At 71.2% G+C, this 17,446-nt stretch carries 13 protein-coding genes; 5 read left to right on the forward strand and 8 right to left on the reverse strand.

The annotated features are described in order from the left end of the window. Positions 1 to 199: 199 nt before the first annotated feature. A complete protein-coding gene (gene hrpA / locus AB0J42_RS31600; protein ID WP_364300920.1) occupies positions 200 to 4,072 on the forward strand; it encodes an ATP-dependent RNA helicase HrpA in 3,873 nt (1,290 codons plus the stop codon). Here the strand turns inward: hrpA and AB0J42_RS31605 are convergent. After that, positions 4,062 to 4,664 carry a Uma2 family endonuclease gene (locus tag AB0J42_RS31605; RefSeq protein ID WP_364300922.1) on the reverse strand — a complete coding sequence of 201 codons (603 nt, stop codon included), beginning with the start codon at positions 4,662 to 4,664 and terminating at the stop codon, positions 4,062 to 4,064. The two genes, hrpA and AB0J42_RS31605, sit on opposite strands and share 11 nt — an antisense overlap. 117 nt (positions 4,665 to 4,781) lie before the next feature. Between AB0J42_RS31605 and AB0J42_RS31610 the strand changes: the two genes are divergently transcribed. Continuing rightward, a complete protein-coding gene (locus AB0J42_RS31610; protein WP_364300924.1) occupies positions 4,782 to 5,438 on the forward strand; it encodes an HAD family hydrolase in 657 nt (218 codons plus the stop codon). 91 nt (positions 5,439 to 5,529) lie between these two features. Here AB0J42_RS31610 and AB0J42_RS31615 read toward each other — a convergent pair whose 3' ends face one another. From AB0J42_RS31615 to AB0J42_RS31630, 4 genes are all read right to left on the reverse strand, one after another. Continuing rightward, positions 5,530 to 6,069 (reverse strand): hemerythrin domain-containing protein, encoded by a 540-nt coding sequence (locus tag AB0J42_RS31615; protein WP_364300927.1) that lies wholly within the window; start codon positions 6,067 to 6,069, stop codon positions 5,530 to 5,532. 23 nt (positions 6,070 to 6,092) lie between these two features. Beyond that, a complete protein-coding gene (locus AB0J42_RS31620) occupies positions 6,093 to 7,721 on the reverse strand; it encodes a gamma-glutamyltransferase (RefSeq protein WP_364300930.1) in 1,629 nt (542 codons plus the stop codon). Between the two features lie 9 nt (positions 7,722 to 7,730). Next, positions 7,731 to 8,981 (reverse strand): MFS transporter, encoded by a 1,251-nt coding sequence (locus AB0J42_RS31625; RefSeq protein ID WP_364300932.1) that lies wholly within the window; start codon positions 8,979 to 8,981, stop codon positions 7,731 to 7,733. Positions 8,982 to 9,076: 95 nt separating this feature from the next. Continuing rightward, positions 9,077 to 10,231, reverse strand: a complete 1,155-nt coding sequence (locus tag AB0J42_RS31630; protein ID WP_364300934.1) for a helix-turn-helix domain-containing protein — start codon at positions 10,229 to 10,231, stop codon at positions 9,077 to 9,079. A 106-nt stretch (positions 10,232 to 10,337) separates the two neighbouring features. Here AB0J42_RS31630 and AB0J42_RS31635 point away from each other — a divergent pair, with 106 nt between their 5' ends. Further along, on the forward strand, positions 10,338 to 12,452 hold the full coding sequence (locus AB0J42_RS31635; protein WP_364300936.1) for a M6 family metalloprotease domain-containing protein: 2,115 nt from the start codon (positions 10,338 to 10,340) through the stop codon (positions 12,450 to 12,452). 43 nt (positions 12,453 to 12,495) lie between these two features. Here AB0J42_RS31635 and AB0J42_RS31640 read toward each other — a convergent pair whose 3' ends face one another. Further along, entirely contained in the window at positions 12,496 to 13,338 is an 843-nt protein-coding gene (locus AB0J42_RS31640) for a hypothetical protein (protein WP_364300938.1), read from the reverse strand. A gap of 96 nt (positions 13,339 to 13,434) precedes the next feature. On the opposite strand from AB0J42_RS31640, the gene AB0J42_RS31645 reads away from it, so the two are divergent. Then, a complete protein-coding gene (locus AB0J42_RS31645; protein WP_364300940.1) occupies positions 13,435 to 14,226 on the forward strand; it encodes a tyrosine-protein phosphatase in 792 nt (263 codons plus the stop codon). Here the strand turns inward: AB0J42_RS31645 and AB0J42_RS31650 are convergent. Next, positions 14,223 to 15,263 carry a Gfo/Idh/MocA family oxidoreductase gene (locus tag AB0J42_RS31650; RefSeq protein ID WP_364300942.1) on the reverse strand — a complete coding sequence of 347 codons (1,041 nt, stop codon included), beginning with the start codon at positions 15,261 to 15,263 and terminating at the stop codon, positions 14,223 to 14,225. The two genes, AB0J42_RS31645 and AB0J42_RS31650, sit on opposite strands and share 4 nt — an antisense overlap. A 21-nt stretch (positions 15,264 to 15,284) precedes the next feature. After that, positions 15,285 to 16,184 carry a PAC2 family protein gene (locus AB0J42_RS31655; protein ID WP_364300944.1) on the reverse strand — a complete coding sequence of 300 codons (900 nt, stop codon included), beginning with the start codon at positions 16,182 to 16,184 and terminating at the stop codon, positions 15,285 to 15,287. A 241-nt stretch (positions 16,185 to 16,425) separates the two neighbouring features. On the opposite strand from AB0J42_RS31655, the gene AB0J42_RS31660 reads away from it, so the two are divergent. After that, positions 16,426 to 17,427 (forward strand): hypothetical protein, encoded by a 1,002-nt coding sequence (locus tag AB0J42_RS31660; protein ID WP_364300946.1) that lies wholly within the window; start codon positions 16,426 to 16,428, stop codon positions 17,425 to 17,427. Positions 17,428 to 17,446: the final 19 nt, after the last annotated feature.

Consider the following 17,446-nt stretch of genomic DNA (forward strand, 5'->3'; position numbering starts at 1 on the left):
CGTGACCAAGGCTCATGGCAACCGATCCGCGTTTCCGGGAGTCTCATTAATGACCGTGGTCGCCCACGATGCAACTCTGGGGAGAGTGGGCCGGTCGCGGGCGGTCACGGTCACAAATGGAGATGCGCGCGCCGCGCCCGTCGGGCACGATAGTCCGTTGGCTCCCGGCCACCGGTGCCCGAATATCCTGTTGAGCAATATGGGAACTCCTGCGTTGTCCTCTCCACTCACCGAGCTCCACACCCGCCTGCCCGGCCTCATGCCCCGCGACCAGCGGCGGCTGCGGCGCAGGCTCGACGGCGTGCGCAGGGTGCGCTCCCGCGAGGCGCGAGAGAAGATCGTCGCGGAGATCCTCGCCGACGTGGAGCGCGCCGAGCAGCGCCTGCTGCGGCGCCAGGAGACCGTCCCCGAGATCAGCTATCCGGAGACGCTCCCCGTCGTCCAGCGCAAAGACGACATCCTCGAAGCCATCCGCGACAACCAGGTCGTGATCATCGCCGGTGAGACCGGCTCCGGCAAGACCACCCAGATCCCCAAGATCTGCCTGGAGCTGGGCCGGGGCGTGCGCGGCCTGATCGGCCACACCCAGCCGCGCCGCATCGCCGCCCGCACCGTCGCCGAGCGCGTCGCCGACGAGCTCGGCACCGAGCTGGGCGAGGTCGTCGGCTACAAGGTCCGCTTCACCGACCAGGCGAGCGACCGCACCCTCGTCAAGCTGATGACCGACGGCATCCTCCTCGCCGAGCTCCAGCACGACCGCATGCTGGAGCAGTACGACACGCTCATCATCGACGAGGCCCACGAGCGCAGCCTCAACATCGACTTCATCCTCGGCTACCTCAAGCAGCTGCTGCCCAAGCGCCCCGACCTCAAGGTCATCATCACCAGCGCCACCATCGACCCCGAGCGGTTCTCCCGCCACTTCGGCGACGCGCCGATCATCGAGGTGTCCGGCCGCACCTACCCCGTCGAGGTCCGCTACCGCCCGCTCGGCGAGGACGACGACCAGACGCAGGGCATCGTCGACGCCTGCCGCGAGCTGACCGGCGAAGGTCCCGGCGACATCCTCGTCTTCCTCAGCGGCGAGCGCGAGATCCGCGACGCCGCCGACGCGCTGGCCAAGGCCGACCTGCGCAACACCGAGATCCTGCCGCTGTACGCCCGGCTCAGCGCCGCCGAGCAGCACCGCGTCTTCCAGCGCCACACCGGCCGCCGCATCGTGCTGGCCACCAACGTCGCCGAGACGTCGCTGACCGTGCCCGGCATCAAATACGTGGTCGACCCCGGCTACGCCCGCATCTCCCGCTACAGCCACCGCACCAAGGTGCAGCGCCTGCCCATCGAGGCGATCTCCCAGGCCAGCGCCAACCAGCGCAAGGGCCGCTGCGGCCGCACCTCCGACGGCGTCTGCATCCGCCTGTACGAGGAGGAGGACTTCCTCAACCGGCCGGAGTTCACCGACCCGGAGATCCTGCGCACCAACCTCGCCTCGGTCATCCTCCAGATGACTTCGATCGGGCTGGGCGACATCGAGGCGTTCCCGTTCGTCGAGCCGCCCGACCGCCGCCAGGTCAAGGACGGCGTCAACCTGCTGCACGAGCTCGGCGCGTTCGACGCCCGCGGCCGGCTGACCCCGATCGGCCGCAAGCTCGCCACCCTGCCCGTCGACCCCCGGCTGGGCCGGATGGTGCTGGAGGCGGAGAAGAACGGCTGCGTACGCGAGGTCATGGTGATCGCCGCCGCCCTGTCCATCCAGGACCCGCGCGAGCGCCCCGCCGAGAAGCAGCAGCAGGCCGACGAGAAGCACCGCCGCTTCGCCGACCCCGAGTCCGACTTCCTCACCTACGTCAACCTGTGGAACTACCTGCAGGACAAGCAGAAGGAGCTGTCGTCCAGCGCCTTCCGCCGCCTGTGCAAGGCCGAGTTCCTCAACTACCTGCGGGTCCGCGAGTGGCAGGACATCTACAGCCAGATCCGCCAGTCGCTCGGCGCGCACCCCAACAGCCAGCCGGCCGACCCCGAGCTGGTCCACAAGTCGCTCCTTGTCGGCCTGCTGTCGCACGTCGGCGTCAAGGACGTGATGGACCGCCAGCGCGCCTCCGACGGCCGCCGCCCCATCCAGGAGTACCTCGGCGCGCGCAACGCCCGCTTCGCCATCTTCCCCGGCTCCGCGCTGGCCAGGAAACAGCCCCAGTGGGTGATGTCCGCCGAGCTCGTGGAGACCTCCCGGCTGTGGGCACGGGTCAACGCCAAGATCGAACCCGACTGGGTCGAGCCCCTCGCGCAGCACCTCGTCAAACGCACCTACTCCGAGCCGCACTGGGAGAAGAACCAGGGCGCGGTGATCGCGTACGAGAGAGTCACGCTCTACGGAGTGCCCCTCGTCGTCGGGCGCAAGGTCCACTACGGGCGGATCGATCCAGAGCTGTCCCGCGAGCTGTTCATCCGCCACGCCCTCGTCGAGGGCGACTGGGACAGCCACCACAAGTTCCTCAAGGAGAACCGGCGGCTCCTCGAAGAGGTCGAGGAGCTGGAGAACCGCGCCCGCCGGCGCGACATCCTCGTCGACGACGAGGCCCTGTTCGACTTCTACGACCAGCGCCTGCCCGCCGACGTGGTCTCCGCCCGCCACTTCGACTCCTGGTGGAAGAAGGCCCGCGCCGACCAGCCCGACCTGCTCACGTTCTCGCCGGACATGCTGGTCAACGAGGGCGCCGGCGTCAGCACCCGCGACTACCCCGACACCTGGCGGCAGCTCGGCCAGCGGATGAAGCTGACCTACCAGTTCGAGCCCGGGGCCGACGCCGACGGCGTCACCGTGCACGTGCCGCTGCAGCTGCTCAACCAGATCAGCCCCGACGGCTTCGACTGGCAGATCCCCGGCCTGCGCGAAGACCTCATCACCGCGCTCATCAGGTCGCTGCCCAAACAGCTGCGCCGCAACTTCGTCCCCGCCCCCAACTACGCCAAGCAGATCCTGGAGAACGTGCGGCCGGGCGCCGAGCCGCTGCTGGAGGCCGTCGAACGCGAACTGCTCCGGCTCACCGGCGTCCGGGTGCCGCGCGACGCCTGGCAGCTCGACCAGATCCCCGACCACCTGCGCATCACCTACCGGGTGATCGACGAGCGCAGGCGCACCATCGCCGAGGACAAGGACCTCACGGCGCTCAAACGCCGCCTCGCCCCCCGCCTGCGCAAGACCCTCTCCGAGGCGGGCGACGGCCTCGAGCGCACCGGGCTGCGCACCTGGAGCATCGGCACCCTGCCCAAGGTGTTCGAGCAGGGCCGCATGAAGGGCTACCCGGCGCTGGTCGACGCCGGCGACACCGTCTCCGTGAAGATCTTCGAGACGGAGACGGAGCAGCGCCGCTCCCACTGGGCCGGCACCCGCCGCCTGCTCCTTCTCAACGCCCCCAACCCCGCCAAGTCACTGCTGTCGACCCTGAACAACCAGGCCAAACTGGCCCTGTCGCGCAGCCCCCACGGCGGCGCCGTCGCCCTCTTCGACGACGTGATCAACGCCGCCGCCGACAAGCTCATCCGCGACCAGGGCGGCCCCGCCTGGGACCAGGCCGCCTTCGACCGCCTCCACCAGCACGTCCGCGCCGAACTGTACGACACGGCCGCCGACATCCTGGACCGCGTCGAACAGATCCTCACCGTCTGGCACGCCGCCTGCACCCAGCTCGACGCCCTGCGCCCCAGCGCCTCCACCGACGACATCCGCGACCAGCTCGGCCGGCTCGTCTACCCCGGCTTCATCACCGCCACCGGCCACGCCCGCCTGCCCGACCTGCTGCGCTACCTCCGCGCCGTCGACCGCCGCCTCACCAAACTGCCGGAAGACCCGTGGCGCGACGAGGAGTGGATGGACCGCGTCCACAAGGTCGAGGACGACTACCACGACCTGCTCGACCGCCTCCCCCCGGCCCGCCGCTCCGACCCGGAGGTCGTGGCGATCCGCTGGATGATCGAGGAACTGCGGGTCAGCTTCTTCGCCCAGACCCTCGGCACCCCGACCCCGGTCTCGGAGAAACGCATCGCCAAGGCGATGGACCGCCTCAAGCCTTGAAGATGGAGGTGTCGAGCTCGAAGCCGATCGGCGCGGGCAACCGCAGCGGTGTGCCGAAGGGAACGGTGGCGCTGGCGAGATACTCACCGTCGCCGATCTCGCTGTAGACGGTGACGGACGGGCTCTTGGCGATGGGGTCGATCAGCAGATAGATCGGGATGCCGCCGGTGGCGTAAAGAGGGGGCTTCTCCTCACGGTCCCTGATCGCGCTGCCCTTCGAGACGACCTCAGCGACCATGATCAGCTTAGATGACAGCAGCTCACGCTCACCCCAGAGCGGGCAGTCGAGCGGGGCCAGCACGAAGTCGGGCTCCACCGGCTCCCGCGGCCCCTCGACGCACACATCGACGTTCCCTGCCCACGCTTCCCAGCCCCGCTCATCTATGAGAGCGGAGAGAGCACGGTTGAGCCGCATGGCGGCACGGCCGTGCGCAGGGGTTCCGACGGGGCTCACGATGAGGTTCCCTTCGATGACGTCGGCCCGGAAGCCGGGGAGTTCGGGGAGCGCGTCGAACAGCTCTCGGGCAGTTTCCGGCAGTCGCTTGTTGTTGCTGGGGGTGAGTTGGGCCGACTGGTCGTGCCGGAGCGCCATGGCAGCCATTGAATCTGTCCCTTCGTGCTCGAATGGGCACGCTCAGTATTCCATGAATCAGACCGCCGGGCGCGACTCGTACAGTGGAGGAAAAATTCCAGGTAACGGATGGGTTTGATGATCAAGGCTGTGGTGCTGGACATCGGCGAGACCGTGATCGACGAGACGCGGATCTGGTCGCGGTGGGCCGACCGGCTCGGGGTGCCCCGGTTCGTGCTGCTGGGCCTGCTGGGCGGGATGGCGGCGCTGGACCGGTCCCCCAGCGAGGCGCTGGAGCTGGTGCGGCCCGGGATCGACCTGGAGGCGGAGATCGCGGCCTGGGAACGGGACGAGCCCGGCAGCCTGCGCAACAACTTCGACGCCGACGACCTCTACCCCGACGTGCGCGAGGCGCTCGGCGGGCTGCGGGAGGCGGGCTACCAGGTAATCCTGGCGGGCAACCAGCCGGTGCAGGCGTATGACGCGCTGGTCGCGATGGACCTGCCCGTCGACTCGGTGCACACCTCCGACGGGTGGGGCGTGTCCAAGCCGGAGCCCGGTTTCTTCGCGAAGGTGGCCGCGGTCGCCGGCCGCGAGCCCGGCGAGATCCTGTACGTGGGGGACCGGCTCGACAACGACGTGCTCCCCGCCGCCGCGGCCGGGATGCGGACCGCGCTGCTGCGCCGGGGCCCGTGGGGTTACCTGCACGCGGCCCGGCCGGAGGCGCGCGAGGCCGCCGACGTCATCGTCGACGACCTTCACGCGCTCCTTCCCGCCGTCCGCGACCTGTCCTGACTTATCGGTACGAGCGACTGGGAGTGCCCGGTCAGCCGACGCGTTGCCGGTACGGGTGACCGGTTGAAGGGGCAGGGCCGGTGGCGCCGGGTCAGGATGTGCTCTTGCGTACGGCTTCCTGGAGTTCTTCCTTGTCCATCTGGGAACGGCCGGGGATGTCGGCCTGCTGTGCCTGCTCGTACAGCTCGGCCTTGGTGGCGCCGTCGTGGACGGCCCGCAGCGCGCGCAGCTCCTCGTCGCGGCGCTGTTTGAAGGCCTCGCCCAGCTCCTCCAGCCGCTGCTTCCCGGCCTGCCGGGCGAGCTGGGGCAGCAGGTCGCCTTCCTCCTCCTCGACGTGGTGGGTGACGGCCGAGGACAGCTTCTCCAGCGTCTGACGGAACTCGGGGGTGCCGGGCCGGGCGCGCACCAGCTCGTCGAGGAGCACCTCCGCCTCCTTGTGCTCCTCCAGGCCGTGGTGCGCGTCCAGGTCGGGGTAGACGCGGTCCTCCTCGGCGCGGGCGTGCGCGGTGAGCAGGGCGTGCAGTTCGGCCACGGTCGTCTTGGGGTCGCCCTCCTCCTTCTTCAGCCGTTCGAAGAGGGCCTCGACCGTGCGGTGGTCTTCGGTGATCAGGGAGATGACGTCGGTTGCCATGACGACCGTGGCTACCCTGTCCGTCACCGCCCAATCGCGGCGCCGGTGAGCGCCCGCGGGTCCGCGGCCCCGGCCAGCGTCCCGTCCGGCAGGACGTCGATGAGGTGGGCGTGGCCGAACGCGCCGCCGGGCACCGCCGACACCCGATGCCCGAGCGCGGTCAGCCCGTCGCGCCAGCGGGTGCCGTCCTCCAGCTCGATCACCGCGCCCTCCGCGCGGGACCAGGTGTCGAAGCCGGTCCCGCCGCCGAACCGCCAGCGCGGCGCCGCGATCGCCTCTCCCGGCGTCTGCCCGTACCGGAGGAGTCTGGTGAGCACCTGGAGGAGGATCTGCGGCTGCGCGTCGCCGCCCATCGTGCCGGCGACGGCGCGTAGCGAGCCGTCGGGACGGGTGACGAGCGCGGGCGTGAGCGTGTGCGGGGGCCGCCGCCCGGGGCCGTACTCGGCGGGGTGGCCCGGCTCCAGCGAGAAGCCGATGCCGCGGTTGTGGAGGTTGATCCCGGTACGAGGCTCGAACAGGAAGCTGCCGAAACCGGCGGCGTTCGACTGGATGAGGGAGACGCCGAGGCCGTCGCCGTCCACGGCGCAGAGGTACGTGGTGTCGCCGTCCGCGGTGGGCGCCGTCAGGTCCCGGCGTCCGATCAGTGCGCGGCGGCGCTCGATCTCGGCGGGGGAGAGCAGTCCGGTGGCGTGCTCGTGCAGCAGCGCCACGCGGTCGTACGCGGCGACACGGGACGCCTCGGCCAGGGCGTGGGCCCAGGAGGCGTGCGACGGGGACGGCGGCAGTTCCAGGCCGTCCAGGACGCCCAGCGACAGCAGCAGCAGGTAGCCCTGGGAGTTGGGCGGGGCCGACCACACGTCGTGGCCGAACGCGCGGACTCGCAGCGGCTCCACCCAGTCGGCGTTCACCCGTTCCAGGTCGGCGCGCGTGTACTCGCCGCCGCCCAGCTCCAGCAGGCCCTCGCCGAACTCGCCCAGATAGAACCCGGCCCGCCCGCTCCGCGCCACCGCCTCCAGCGCACGGGCCACCCCGGGCCTCCGCACCCGGTCCCCGGCCGCCCGGACCCCCGCGAAGTCCCCGGCCCCAGGAAGATCGGCGATCTCCCGTACTCTCGGCACCAGCAGCGGCGCGGCGGGAAACCCGTCGCGGGCCAGCCGGACAGCGGGCGCGAGCAGCTCGTCCAGCGGCAACCGCCCGAAGCGGCCGTGCAGCGCGAGCCACCCGTCCACACACCCCGGCACCGGCACAGACCTGACGTCCAGCCGGTACGGCATGTCCCGATGCCCCTCGGCCCGCAACCGCTCCGGATCCGCCCCGGACCCGGCCCGCCCGGACGCGTTGAGCGCATACACCGCCCCGCCCTTGCCCCTGCCGCTGTGAATCGGCTCGTGACGACCCGGCCCATGATGACCAGCCGTGTGATGACCCGGCCCGTGGTGTCCAGGAGGCTGGGGATCAGGCGTGTGGACGAGGGCGAAGAGGTCGCCGCCGAGGCCGCACATGTGCGGGGAGGTGACGGCGAGCACGGCGTTGGCGGCGATCGCGGCGTCGGCCGCGGACCCGCCGCGGTCGAGTGCCGCGATCCCGGCGGCGGAGGCGAGATGGTCGACGGTGCAGACCATCCCGGTGGGGGCGTATCGGGTGTTTCGCACCCGTCGAGACTAGGCGTTCTCCAGGGCCACGCGCGCGGGAGCCGGGCTCGTGACGCTCTTCCTGAACCGGGCCAGCAGCACCGCCGCGAGCAGCGTGGCGGCCACGCAGCTCACCCCGCCCACCTGGAGCGCCACCCGGGGCCCGAAGGAGTCGCTGAGCCAGCCCAGCACCGGCCCGCCCAGCGCTCCCGAGGCGGCGCTCGCGATGCCCAGCGCGGCCAGCACCCGCCCGCGCATCGCGTCCGGGCTGTCGAGCTGCGCCCGTGCCGAGACCGTGGTGTCGACGAGGATCGCCCCGGCCGCGATCGGCAGCATGGCGGCGGCGAAGGAGGCCAGCGACGGCATCACCCCGCTCAGCGCCTGCAGCACGCTGATGGCGAACGCCGAGATCAGCAGCAGCCGGATCGTCAGCCGCGGCCGGGAGGCGGTGACGAACCCGCCCACCACGGTCCCGACGGCGAACACCGTGGACAGCAGCCCGTACCCGCCCGCACCGGCCTGCAGCGGTCCGGCGCTCATCGCGGCCATCGTCACCTGGTAGTTGCGGCCCAGGCTGCCCAGCACGATCGAGAGCGCGAGCAGGACGAGCAGCCACGGAGTACGGAGCACGTACCGCAGCCCGGCGAGCACCGCGCCCGACTGGCGCTCCTCACCGGCGAGTTCGTAGAAGTCCGCCGACCGCATGCAGGCCAGCCCGGCGATCACCACGAAGAACGTGAGCGCGTTCACCACGAACAGCCCGCCGCTGCCGGTGAGCGGCAGCATCATCCCGGCCACCGACATGCCCAGGATGCGTCCCGCCGAGTTGATGATGGAGCCGAGCGCCATCGCGTTCGGCAGGTCGTCCCGGGGCACCACCTCCGCGCCGAACCGCCCGAGCGCCGGCCCGCCGAGCGCCGACACCACGCCGCCGGCCAGCGCCACCGCGTAGATCGGCAGCGGCGACTGCACCCCGCTCAGCGCGATCACGGCCAGCACCGCCGCCAGCGCCGCCTGCGCGAGCTGGGCGGCGATGACGACCGGGCGGGTGGGCAGCCGGTCGGCCAGGGCCCCGCCCCACATGCCGAGCAGCAGCGTGGGCAGCGCCTGCATGACGAGGCTGAGCCCGACGCCGGTGGCCGAGCCGGTGATGGTGAGGACGAGCCAGTTCAGGCCGAGGACCTGCATCCAGGTGCCGGTGACGGAGACCAGGTCCGCCCCTGCCCAGAGCCGGTAGTTCCGATGACGCAGGGCACGGAAAGTAGAGGAGGTGACAGACAAGGTTTTTCCCGGACTTGACGGTACGACCGAGAGGGGAACGCGCCCCGTCCGGAGCCAGATTTCCGAAATGTCGGAAATGTGAGTTAAGTCATGGTTTAAAAGCCCGGCGAGTCACGCGGCCGGTACCGGCCGGACAGCCGGGCCAGCTTCAGGCTCAGGTGCAGCGCCAGCCGCTCCCCGCCGTCCTTCAGGTCGGTACGGGCCAGCTCCTCGACACGCTTCAGCCGGTAGTACAGCGAGGTCCGGTGCAACCGTAACGCCCGCGATGTGGCGACGGCGCTTCCCGCCAGGTCCAGATAGGTCTCCAGCGTCTCCAGCAGCGGCAGGTGCTGCGCCTCGTCAAGCAGCGGCTCCAGCCCCGGATGGAGTTCGGCGCCGGGCGCCCGGGTGAGCATCCGGTAGACGCCCAGCCGCTCCCACGGCACCGACCGGCCCAGCCCCGGCACCCGCGCGGCCACCTCCGCGGCGTGCCGCGCCTCGGCGTAGGAGCCGGCCGCCTCGGCCAGCGCGGGCCGGGAACGGCCGAGACCGACCACGACCGGGACCGAGACGGCCGCGTGCACCTCGTCCGCGGCCACCGGCGCGCCCGCCACGAGCAGGGCGGCGTGGTCGTAGCGGACCAGGTGGAGCGGGTGGTGCCCGCTCAGCCGCCGCCGCAGCGCCAGCAGCCCCTGCTCCAGCGCCAGCCGGACGGCGTCGTCCGCCTCGCCTTCCCGGGGCCTGGCCACCAGCACGGTCACCTGCCGTCCCTGCGGGAACGCGCCCGCCTCGATGAGCTGCCGGGCCGCCTCCCGCTCGCCCATCAGCAGCCCGGTCACCGCCTCCAGCTCCCGGTGCGAGGCCAGCCCGGTGGCCAGGCTCTCGTGGAACAGCGCCAGGGCCACCGCCGGAGCCGCGGCGGCCACCTCGGCGACCTCGGAGGCGGACATGGCCGGCGCCGTGTCGATGAACCAGAGGAAACCCAGGAGCGCGGCCTCGTGTCGTACCGGCACGCAGACCCGCGGCAGCAGCCCGAGATGCGGCGCGCCCGGCGTGCGCAGCGGCCCCGGCGCCTCGTGCACCCCGGCGGCGCGCAGCCACTGCCGGACCTCGGGGATGCTCTGGCGGCGCAGGATGGAGTCGCGGCGGATGTCGTCCATCGGGCCGTTCTGCTCGCTGTAGGCGACGACCCGCTGCAGGCGGTCCTCCAGGAGCAGCGGGCGGCCGAGCCGGGCTGCGAGGTCGTCGACGAGCCGCTGTAGATCCGCCACCGGCGCCCCTTGATCAGGACTTTTCAGCATTTGTCGGAACCGCAGTTACAGATCTTCCCTACAACTGAACGGTGATCCCGGTCAATATGCTCTATACGGTCGAGCCGTGATTGTCCCGAAGAAGCTCCTGGGAGGGCTGCTGTCGGCCATCGTGCTGATCCCGATGAGCCTGATGGCGACCCCCGCTTCCGCAGCACCACCCGCAGCCGATCCCGAGCACCCCTGGCGGCTCGGCCACTGGCCGCGGACCCAGCCCTGGCAGCGCGACGAACCAGCCGAGGGCCCCGGCGCCTTACGCGCGAAGCCGCCCGCGGGCATCGCCCCGATCGACCCGCAGAACTGGACGAACCCGGACCACATGACGTGGGCCGACTACAAGAAGGTGCCCGGCACGAACTGGAACGACCCGGACGCCAAGGGCTCGGTCCGCACCTTCAAGGGCGCGCTGGTGCTGCTCGACTACCCCAACCAGCCGTTCGTGGTCACCCAGCCCCGCGGCTCCACCATCTTCGGCAACCCCAGCGCCGAGGCGAACGACGTCCCCCGCGACCAGGTCGCCCGGTTCTACCAGGACTTCCTCAACACCCCGAACGAGCTCAACCGCGGCCACACCATCCACGAGTACTGGATGGAGGACTCCGGCGGGCGCTACGGCGTCGAGCTGACCGGTTTCGGCCCGTACACGATGCCCGGCAAGGACCACGAGTACGCGATGGAGTTCCAGGGCGGCACCGCCTGCCCCGCCGGTGACCGGTGCGACCGCAACCTGCGCGCGGACGGCAACGCCGCCTGGCTGGCCGACGTCGGCCAGGAGGTCGCCGGCCAGTTCGACTTCGTCTTCTACCTGAGCGCCGGCCAGGACGAGTCGTCCACCTGGCAGGAGTTCGGAATGATGAAATTTCCGACTAAGGAGGACGTGCCCGGCGAGTGGGGCCCCGAGGGCGACCCCAGCCTGCCCAACTGGTCCAGGACCCGCTACGTCGAGTGGACCTCCTGGCAGGCCGGCTCCACATTCTGGCCCAACGCCCGCTTCGGCATCGACTCGGTCCAGGCCGAGAGCTCCGGCATGGCGGTCTACGCCCACGAGCTGAGCCACATCATGGGCATCGCCGACAACTACAACAACCCGTACAGCGACCCGCCCCGCCGCTCGTACACCGGCGTCTGGGAGATGCTCAGCCGGGGCAGCTTCAACGGGCCCGGCGGCCCGCACTCCCGCTGGCTCATCCCGCCCACCGCCGGCGCGTCCATGGGCGCCCAGCACATGCTCCGCAACAAGATCAAGCTGGAGATGGTGGACGAGCGCAACGTGCTGCGCCTGTCCCGCGAGGCGCTGCGCGAGTCCGGCCTCGTCGTCGCCAGGGTGACCGCCCGCGCCGTGCAGCCCGGAGCCGGCGGCCTGTCCGGCATCAACATCGCCTTCGACACCGGCGACAAGAGCCCCGCCTGCGACGCCAACACCGACCCGCTCTGCGACGGCGGCGGCTACGACAACTACACCGTCGAGGTCGTCGACCGGATGGGCAGCGACTCCTTCACCCCCGACTCCGGCGTCCTGCTGGCCAAGACCAAGAACGCCGACCGCGCCCCGTTCGAGTGGGTGATCGACGCCAACCCGCAGGACATCGGCATGACCGACTACGTGCTGCCCGACGGCACCGAGGTGCCGATCACCATCGGCGACTACCGGCAGCTGTCCGACGCGCTCTTCCACGCCGGCACCGGCTCCGGCAGTCAGTACGAGTACGTCGACGAGGCCAACCGGCTGCACTTCTACGTCATCGACGTGCACCGCGACCGCAAGGGCGTCCTGTCGTACACGGTGGCGATCCGCTCCCTCGACGGCGCCGGCCCGCAGCGGCGCGGCGTCCGCCTGCTCCCCGCCGCCGGCGTCCCCGCCAAGAAGAACACCTCCACCTGCAAGTTCCCGCTCTTCAACACCGGCCGGTCCGCCCCCGCGCGCGGCCGGCACCCCGAGGACGCCGGCGCCTACCTCAAGTCCGACGTCTACCGCCTCACCGCCCAGGTGTCTGGCAAGGGCTGGACCGCGCACGTCCCCAACGAACTGGCCGCCGTGGACTTCGGCAAACACGACACCGTGCCCGTCCACGCCGTCCGCGACCCCGGCGGCTCCCGGCTCGCCCAGGTCAAGCTCACCGCCACCTCGGAGAGCGACCCCACCAAGTCGGTCACCGCCACCTGTCTCGTCGTGGGCGTCTGACCGAACGGCGGGGCACGGCCGGCCTGTGCCCCGCCGGACCCGCTCAGGAGGGCGGCGGCCTGAGTAGCTCGCCCGCCGCCCGCCTGGCCTGGTGGATGCTCTCCTCGAACAGCTTGCGCGCGTGCTCGGCCTGGTCGGTCAGCTCCCGCAAATGCGCCCGCGCCATGTCGTCGCGGACCGTGTCGGCGATCAGCGCCTGGTAGTCGGGGGTCCGCGCCGCCAGCGCCTGCAGCCGCTGGTGGGCGTGGAACACCTCGTCGGCCTTCATCACCTGCTTGGCGTACCGCTCCAGGTTGCGCACCCGCTTCGACAGCGACGTCCAGGCCGCGTCCAGCGCGGTGCTGTACGGCTTGAACGCGTCCTCCAATCCCGTGGGCAGCTCACGCGGGACCAGCTTGCCGTGCTCGGCGTGCATGGCTGACAGCTTGCGCAGCCGCTGCGCGATCTGCCAGACCTCCTCCGGCAGCGTCACCCGGTTGTCGATGGTGTCGATCAGCCCGGCCCGGTGCACCCGCGAGCCGAGGATCGCGTCGGCCGCCCGCTGGGCGCGCCGCAGCAGCACCTGGCAGGGGTAGTCGAGGTCCTCGGGCAGCACGTAGGAGTCGGCGTGCTGGTACGCGAGCTGGAGCCTGCGCCGCGTGGTCCTGTTGTACGAGCCGACCGACAGCCACCGGATCAGCCCGATGAACCCGGCCCCGGCCGCAGCCATCACGGTGAAGCCCGTCCCCGTGACCATCCAGAGCAGCAACAGCAACCCGGGCACCACGACCAGCCAGGTCAGGTTCCGGGAAGGTTCCATCCGCCAGCCGGACCTGGCCAGCCGGAGCACATGCGGGCTCGCCCTGAACTCCGCCGACACCTCCGGGGGCAGCGATGGATCGATCACCAGCCGAGGAGACAGCGCGCGCGGATCCATAGCTCTCATGCTGCGCTACTAAGCGCGGATCTGCTCGGCTTTGCCGGGACATATAGGCTCGACGGGGTGAACCTGAAGAGCAGATGGATCGATCTAGAAGGCGCAGTCAACGTCCGTGACCTGGGCGGGATTCCGACGCGCGACGGAGACGTCACGCGGTTCGGGCGGATCCTGCGGTCGGACAACCTGCAAGCGCTGACCCGCGGCGACATCGCCCGCCTGGTCGGCGAGTACAAGCTGCGGCACGTGGTCGACCTCCGTTCGACCCCCGAGGTGACGCTGGAGGGCCCGGGGCCGCTGAGCGGGGTGCCCGAGGTGACCCACCACCACTTGACGCTCTTCCCCGAGGGCGGGCGGCGCACCGACGTCGAGGCCGACACCATCGACGGCGACAAGGTGCTGCCCTGGCACGAGCGCCAGGCGGACGCGGAGCTGCGCGTCACCGGTTTCTACTACGGCTACCTGCGCGACCGGCCGGACGCGGTGGTGCGGGCGCTGCGGACGATGGCGCGCGACGACGGCGCGGCGGTGGTGCACTGCGCCGCCGGCAAGGACCGCACCGGCGTGCTCTGCGCGCTCGCGCTGGAGGTGGCCGGCGCCACCCGTGAGGCGATCGTGGCCGACTACGCGGCGACGGGGGAGCGGCTGGAGCTCGTCCTGGGCCGCCTGCGGGCCAGCTCCACCTACCGCGACGACCTCGACTCGCGCCCGGCCGACGACCACATGCCGCGCCCGCGCTACATCGAGCAGTTCCTCGGCGTGCTCGACGAGCGGTTCGGCGGCCTGCTGGGCTGGCTGGAGCGGAACGGCTGGACCGACGACGACAGCGAGATGATGCGCGCCCGCCTGCTCGGCTAGGGCAGCCGCACGACGCTCCGCTCGTCCGCGGACCGGCGTGCCGCCTCGATCACGGTCAGCGCCTCGACAGCGCTGCCGGGCGTGACGGGAGGCGGCGCGCCGGTGCGGAGCGCGGACTCCACCTCACGGTAGAAGTCGAGGTACGCGCCCGGCTCGGTGGGCACCGTGCGCAGGTCGTCGCCGGCGCCGGTCACGCCCCAGCGGTCTTCGTCCTCCTCGCCGAATCCCGGTGAGGCGGGCGACCGTCCGGCCCGCAGCCGCTCCTCCTGCACGTCCAGCCCGTACTTGAGGTAGGCGCCGGACGAGCCGAGCACGCGGAAGCGCGGCCCGAGGCTGGGCGCCACGGCGCTCACCCACAGATGGGAGCGGGCGCCGCCGGCGTGCGTCAGCGCGATGAAGGTGTCGTCGTCGGCCGCCACGCCCGCCCGCCGCACGTCGCTCTCGCAGTAGACGTGCGTGACCGGGCCGAGCAGCTGTAGCGCCTGGTCGATGAGGTGGCTGCCCAGGTCGTAGAGGAGCCCCGCGGCGTCGCCGGGGCCGCCGGTCTCGCGCCAGCCGCCCTTGGGCGCCGGCCGCCAGCGTTCGAAGCGCGACTCCAGCCGCCGGACCTCGCCCAGCGCGCCGTCCGCGATCAGCTTGCGCAGGGTGCGGAAGTCGCCGTCCCAGCGCCGGTTCTGGAAGACGGTGAGCAGCAGGCCCTTCTCGCGGGCCAGCCGGGTGACGGCGCGCGCCTCCTCGGCCGTGCGCGCGAACGGCTTGTCGACCACCACGGCGCGGCCCCGCTCCAGGGCCTCCGCCGCCAGGCTCGCGTGCGTCCGGTTCGGCGAGGCCACCACCACGAGGTCGCACAGGTCCCACAGCGCCGAGACGTCGGAGACCGGCCGGGCGCCGTGGCGGGCCGTCACCTCGGCCTGCCGCCCGGGGTCGCGCGTCACCACCGCCGTGAGCCGAAGCCCCGGCGTCGCCTCGATGAGCGGGGCGTGGAAGACCGCACCCGCCGTCCCGTAACCGATCAGCCCGACCCGGATCTCGTCCACCGGCTCAGGCTATCGGGGTGATCAGTCGTCGTCGCGCTCGGCCAGGAACCGCTCGAACTGCGCGGCCAGCTCGTCGCCGGTGGGCATGGGGGTGGACTCGGCGATCAGGTTCTCCCGCTCGGCGCCGCCTGCGAAAGCGTCGTACTGCTGCTCCAGCCCGCTGATCGCGCCGGACAGCTCGGCGGAGGCGTTGATCTGCTCCTGGATCTCCACGTTCGTGCGGCGCGCGGCCTCGCGGAGCGCGTCGAGCGGGAACACCAGCCCGGTGTTCCGGGTGACCGCCTCCAGCGCGGTGACGGCGGACGTCGGGTACTCGGCCTGCGACAGGTAGTGGGGCACGTGCACGGCGAAGCCGATCGCGTCGCGGCCCTCGGCGCCGAGCCGGAACTCCATCAGGGCGGTCACGCTGCCCGGCACCTGGACCCGCCCGAACGTGCTCGGCTGGCCGGTCATCAGCTCGGGCCGGGTGGCGTGCATGGTGATGCCGAGCGGGCGGGTGTGCGGCACCGCCATCGGGATGCCGTGGACGGTCACCAGCTTGCTCACCCCGAGGCGTTCGGTGAGCGAGGCGACGGCCCGGATGAACAGCTCCCACTCGCGGTCGGGCTCGGGGCCGCTCATCAGCAGGAAGGGCGTGCCGGTCACGTCCTTGACGTAGTGGACGACCAGCTCCGGCGTCTCGACCTCCACCCACCGGTCGGTGTCGAACACCATGATCGGCCGCCGGGACCGGTAGTCGAGCAGCCGGTCCACGTCGAACGTCGCGACAACCCGGTGCTCCAGTTCGTCCAGTACGTGACGGACCGCGAGCCGCCCGGCGGCCCCGGCGTCGACGAAACCGTCGAAGTGATACAGCAACACCGGATCGGTCAGCTCGGGGAGATCCTCGGCGAGCTTGTAGAGATCCGTCGGGTCGAACACGTTGGACAGCCTTTCCCTAGGTACTCACATCAAGAACCCACGGCGAGCCGGAACGATTCCGTGCAGGGCACCCTATCGAGGCAGAACGGGGTCGCCGGACGGGGTCCGGCCTCGTGAGGGCACTGACCGGCCCGGCCGGCGACGAAGGTGACACATTTCTGCTTCATAGTTGAAATAACATGCAATTGCATGAAAGTAGCCCAGTGTGGCCTTTCAGACACTCTCTAGTCATGCTGGACGGGTGGCTACTTCTGCGCATTCCTTTGGTAGGCGACCGCTCCGCATACCTCCGCTGCCGTGCCCGTTCCCCAGCGAGATCAACGCGCACGCGGCCGAGGTCGACGCCGAGAGCCACCAGTGGCTGGCCGCCTCGTCCATGCTCGCCGGCGCCGAAACGATCGAGCACTTCCGGCGCTCCAAGATCGGCATGCTCGCCGCCCGGACGAACCCGTCCGTGCCGCGCGAGAGTCTCCGGCTGATCAACGACTGGTACAACTGGCTGTTCGCCTTCGACGACGCGTTCTGCGAAGGGGAACTGATGGGCCACCGCCCCTCGGCGCTGGCCCGCGCCCTGCCGCCCCTGCTCGACATCCTCGACCGGCGCCGGGAACCCGACCCCGGCGACCCGTTCGGCCTCACCCTGCGCGAGCTGCTCGACCGTATCGCCGAGATAGGCACCCCCGCCCAGGTCGACCGGTGGCGCACCACAGTGAAAGAGTACCTGTTCGCCCAGATCTGGGAGGCCGCCAACCGCGAGGCCGACCTGATCCCCACCCCCGAGGACTACGTCCTCATGCGGCGCATCACCGGTGCCACGTTCACCTGCTTCGCCCTCATCGACGTCGGCGGCGGCTACCGCCTCGAAGCCGAGGAGTGGCACCACCCCGACGTGCGCGCCCTGTCCGACCTCGCCTGCGACCTCATCGGCTGGGACAACGACCTGCTGTCCTACGCCAAGGAACGGGGCAACGACAAGGCCCGGCACAACCTGGTCACCGTCCTCGCCACCCACCGGAAGTTAACCCTCCAGGAGGCGCTGCACGAGGTCTCCAAGATGCACAACGACGCCATCGACGCCTTCGTCGGGCGGCGCGCCCGTCTCGACACCTGGGCGTCGCTGCCGGTCCGCAAGTACGTGCGAGGCCTCGAACACTGGGTACGCGGCCACATCGCTTTCTCGCTGGGCAGCGCCCGCTACGTGCACGCCTGGCCGAGCGGCACCCACTGGACGCAGGCCGTCTGACCCCGGCGCCGTTCCCGCC

Origin of the sequence: Nonomuraea sp. NPDC049649 (assembly GCF_040675175.1) — a bacterium.
Classification (GTDB): Bacteria; Actinomycetota; Actinomycetes; order Streptosporangiales; family Streptosporangiaceae; genus Nonomuraea.

Bases quoted from the DNA above. Each gene is read 5' to 3' on its own strand.
- hrpA (WP_364300920.1), top strand. From the start codon at position 200: ATGGGAACTCCTGCGTTGTCCTCTCCACTCACCGAGCTCCACACCCGC.
- AB0J42_RS31605 (WP_364300922.1), bottom strand. From the start codon at position 4,664: ATGGCGCTCCGGCACGACCAGTCGGCCCAACTCACCCCCAGCAACAAC.
- AB0J42_RS31610 (WP_364300924.1), top strand. From the start codon at position 4,782: ATGATCAAGGCTGTGGTGCTGGACATCGGCGAGACCGTGATCGACGAG.
- AB0J42_RS31615 (WP_364300927.1), bottom strand. From the start codon at position 6,069: ATGGCAACCGACGTCATCTCCCTGATCACCGAAGACCACCGCACGGTC.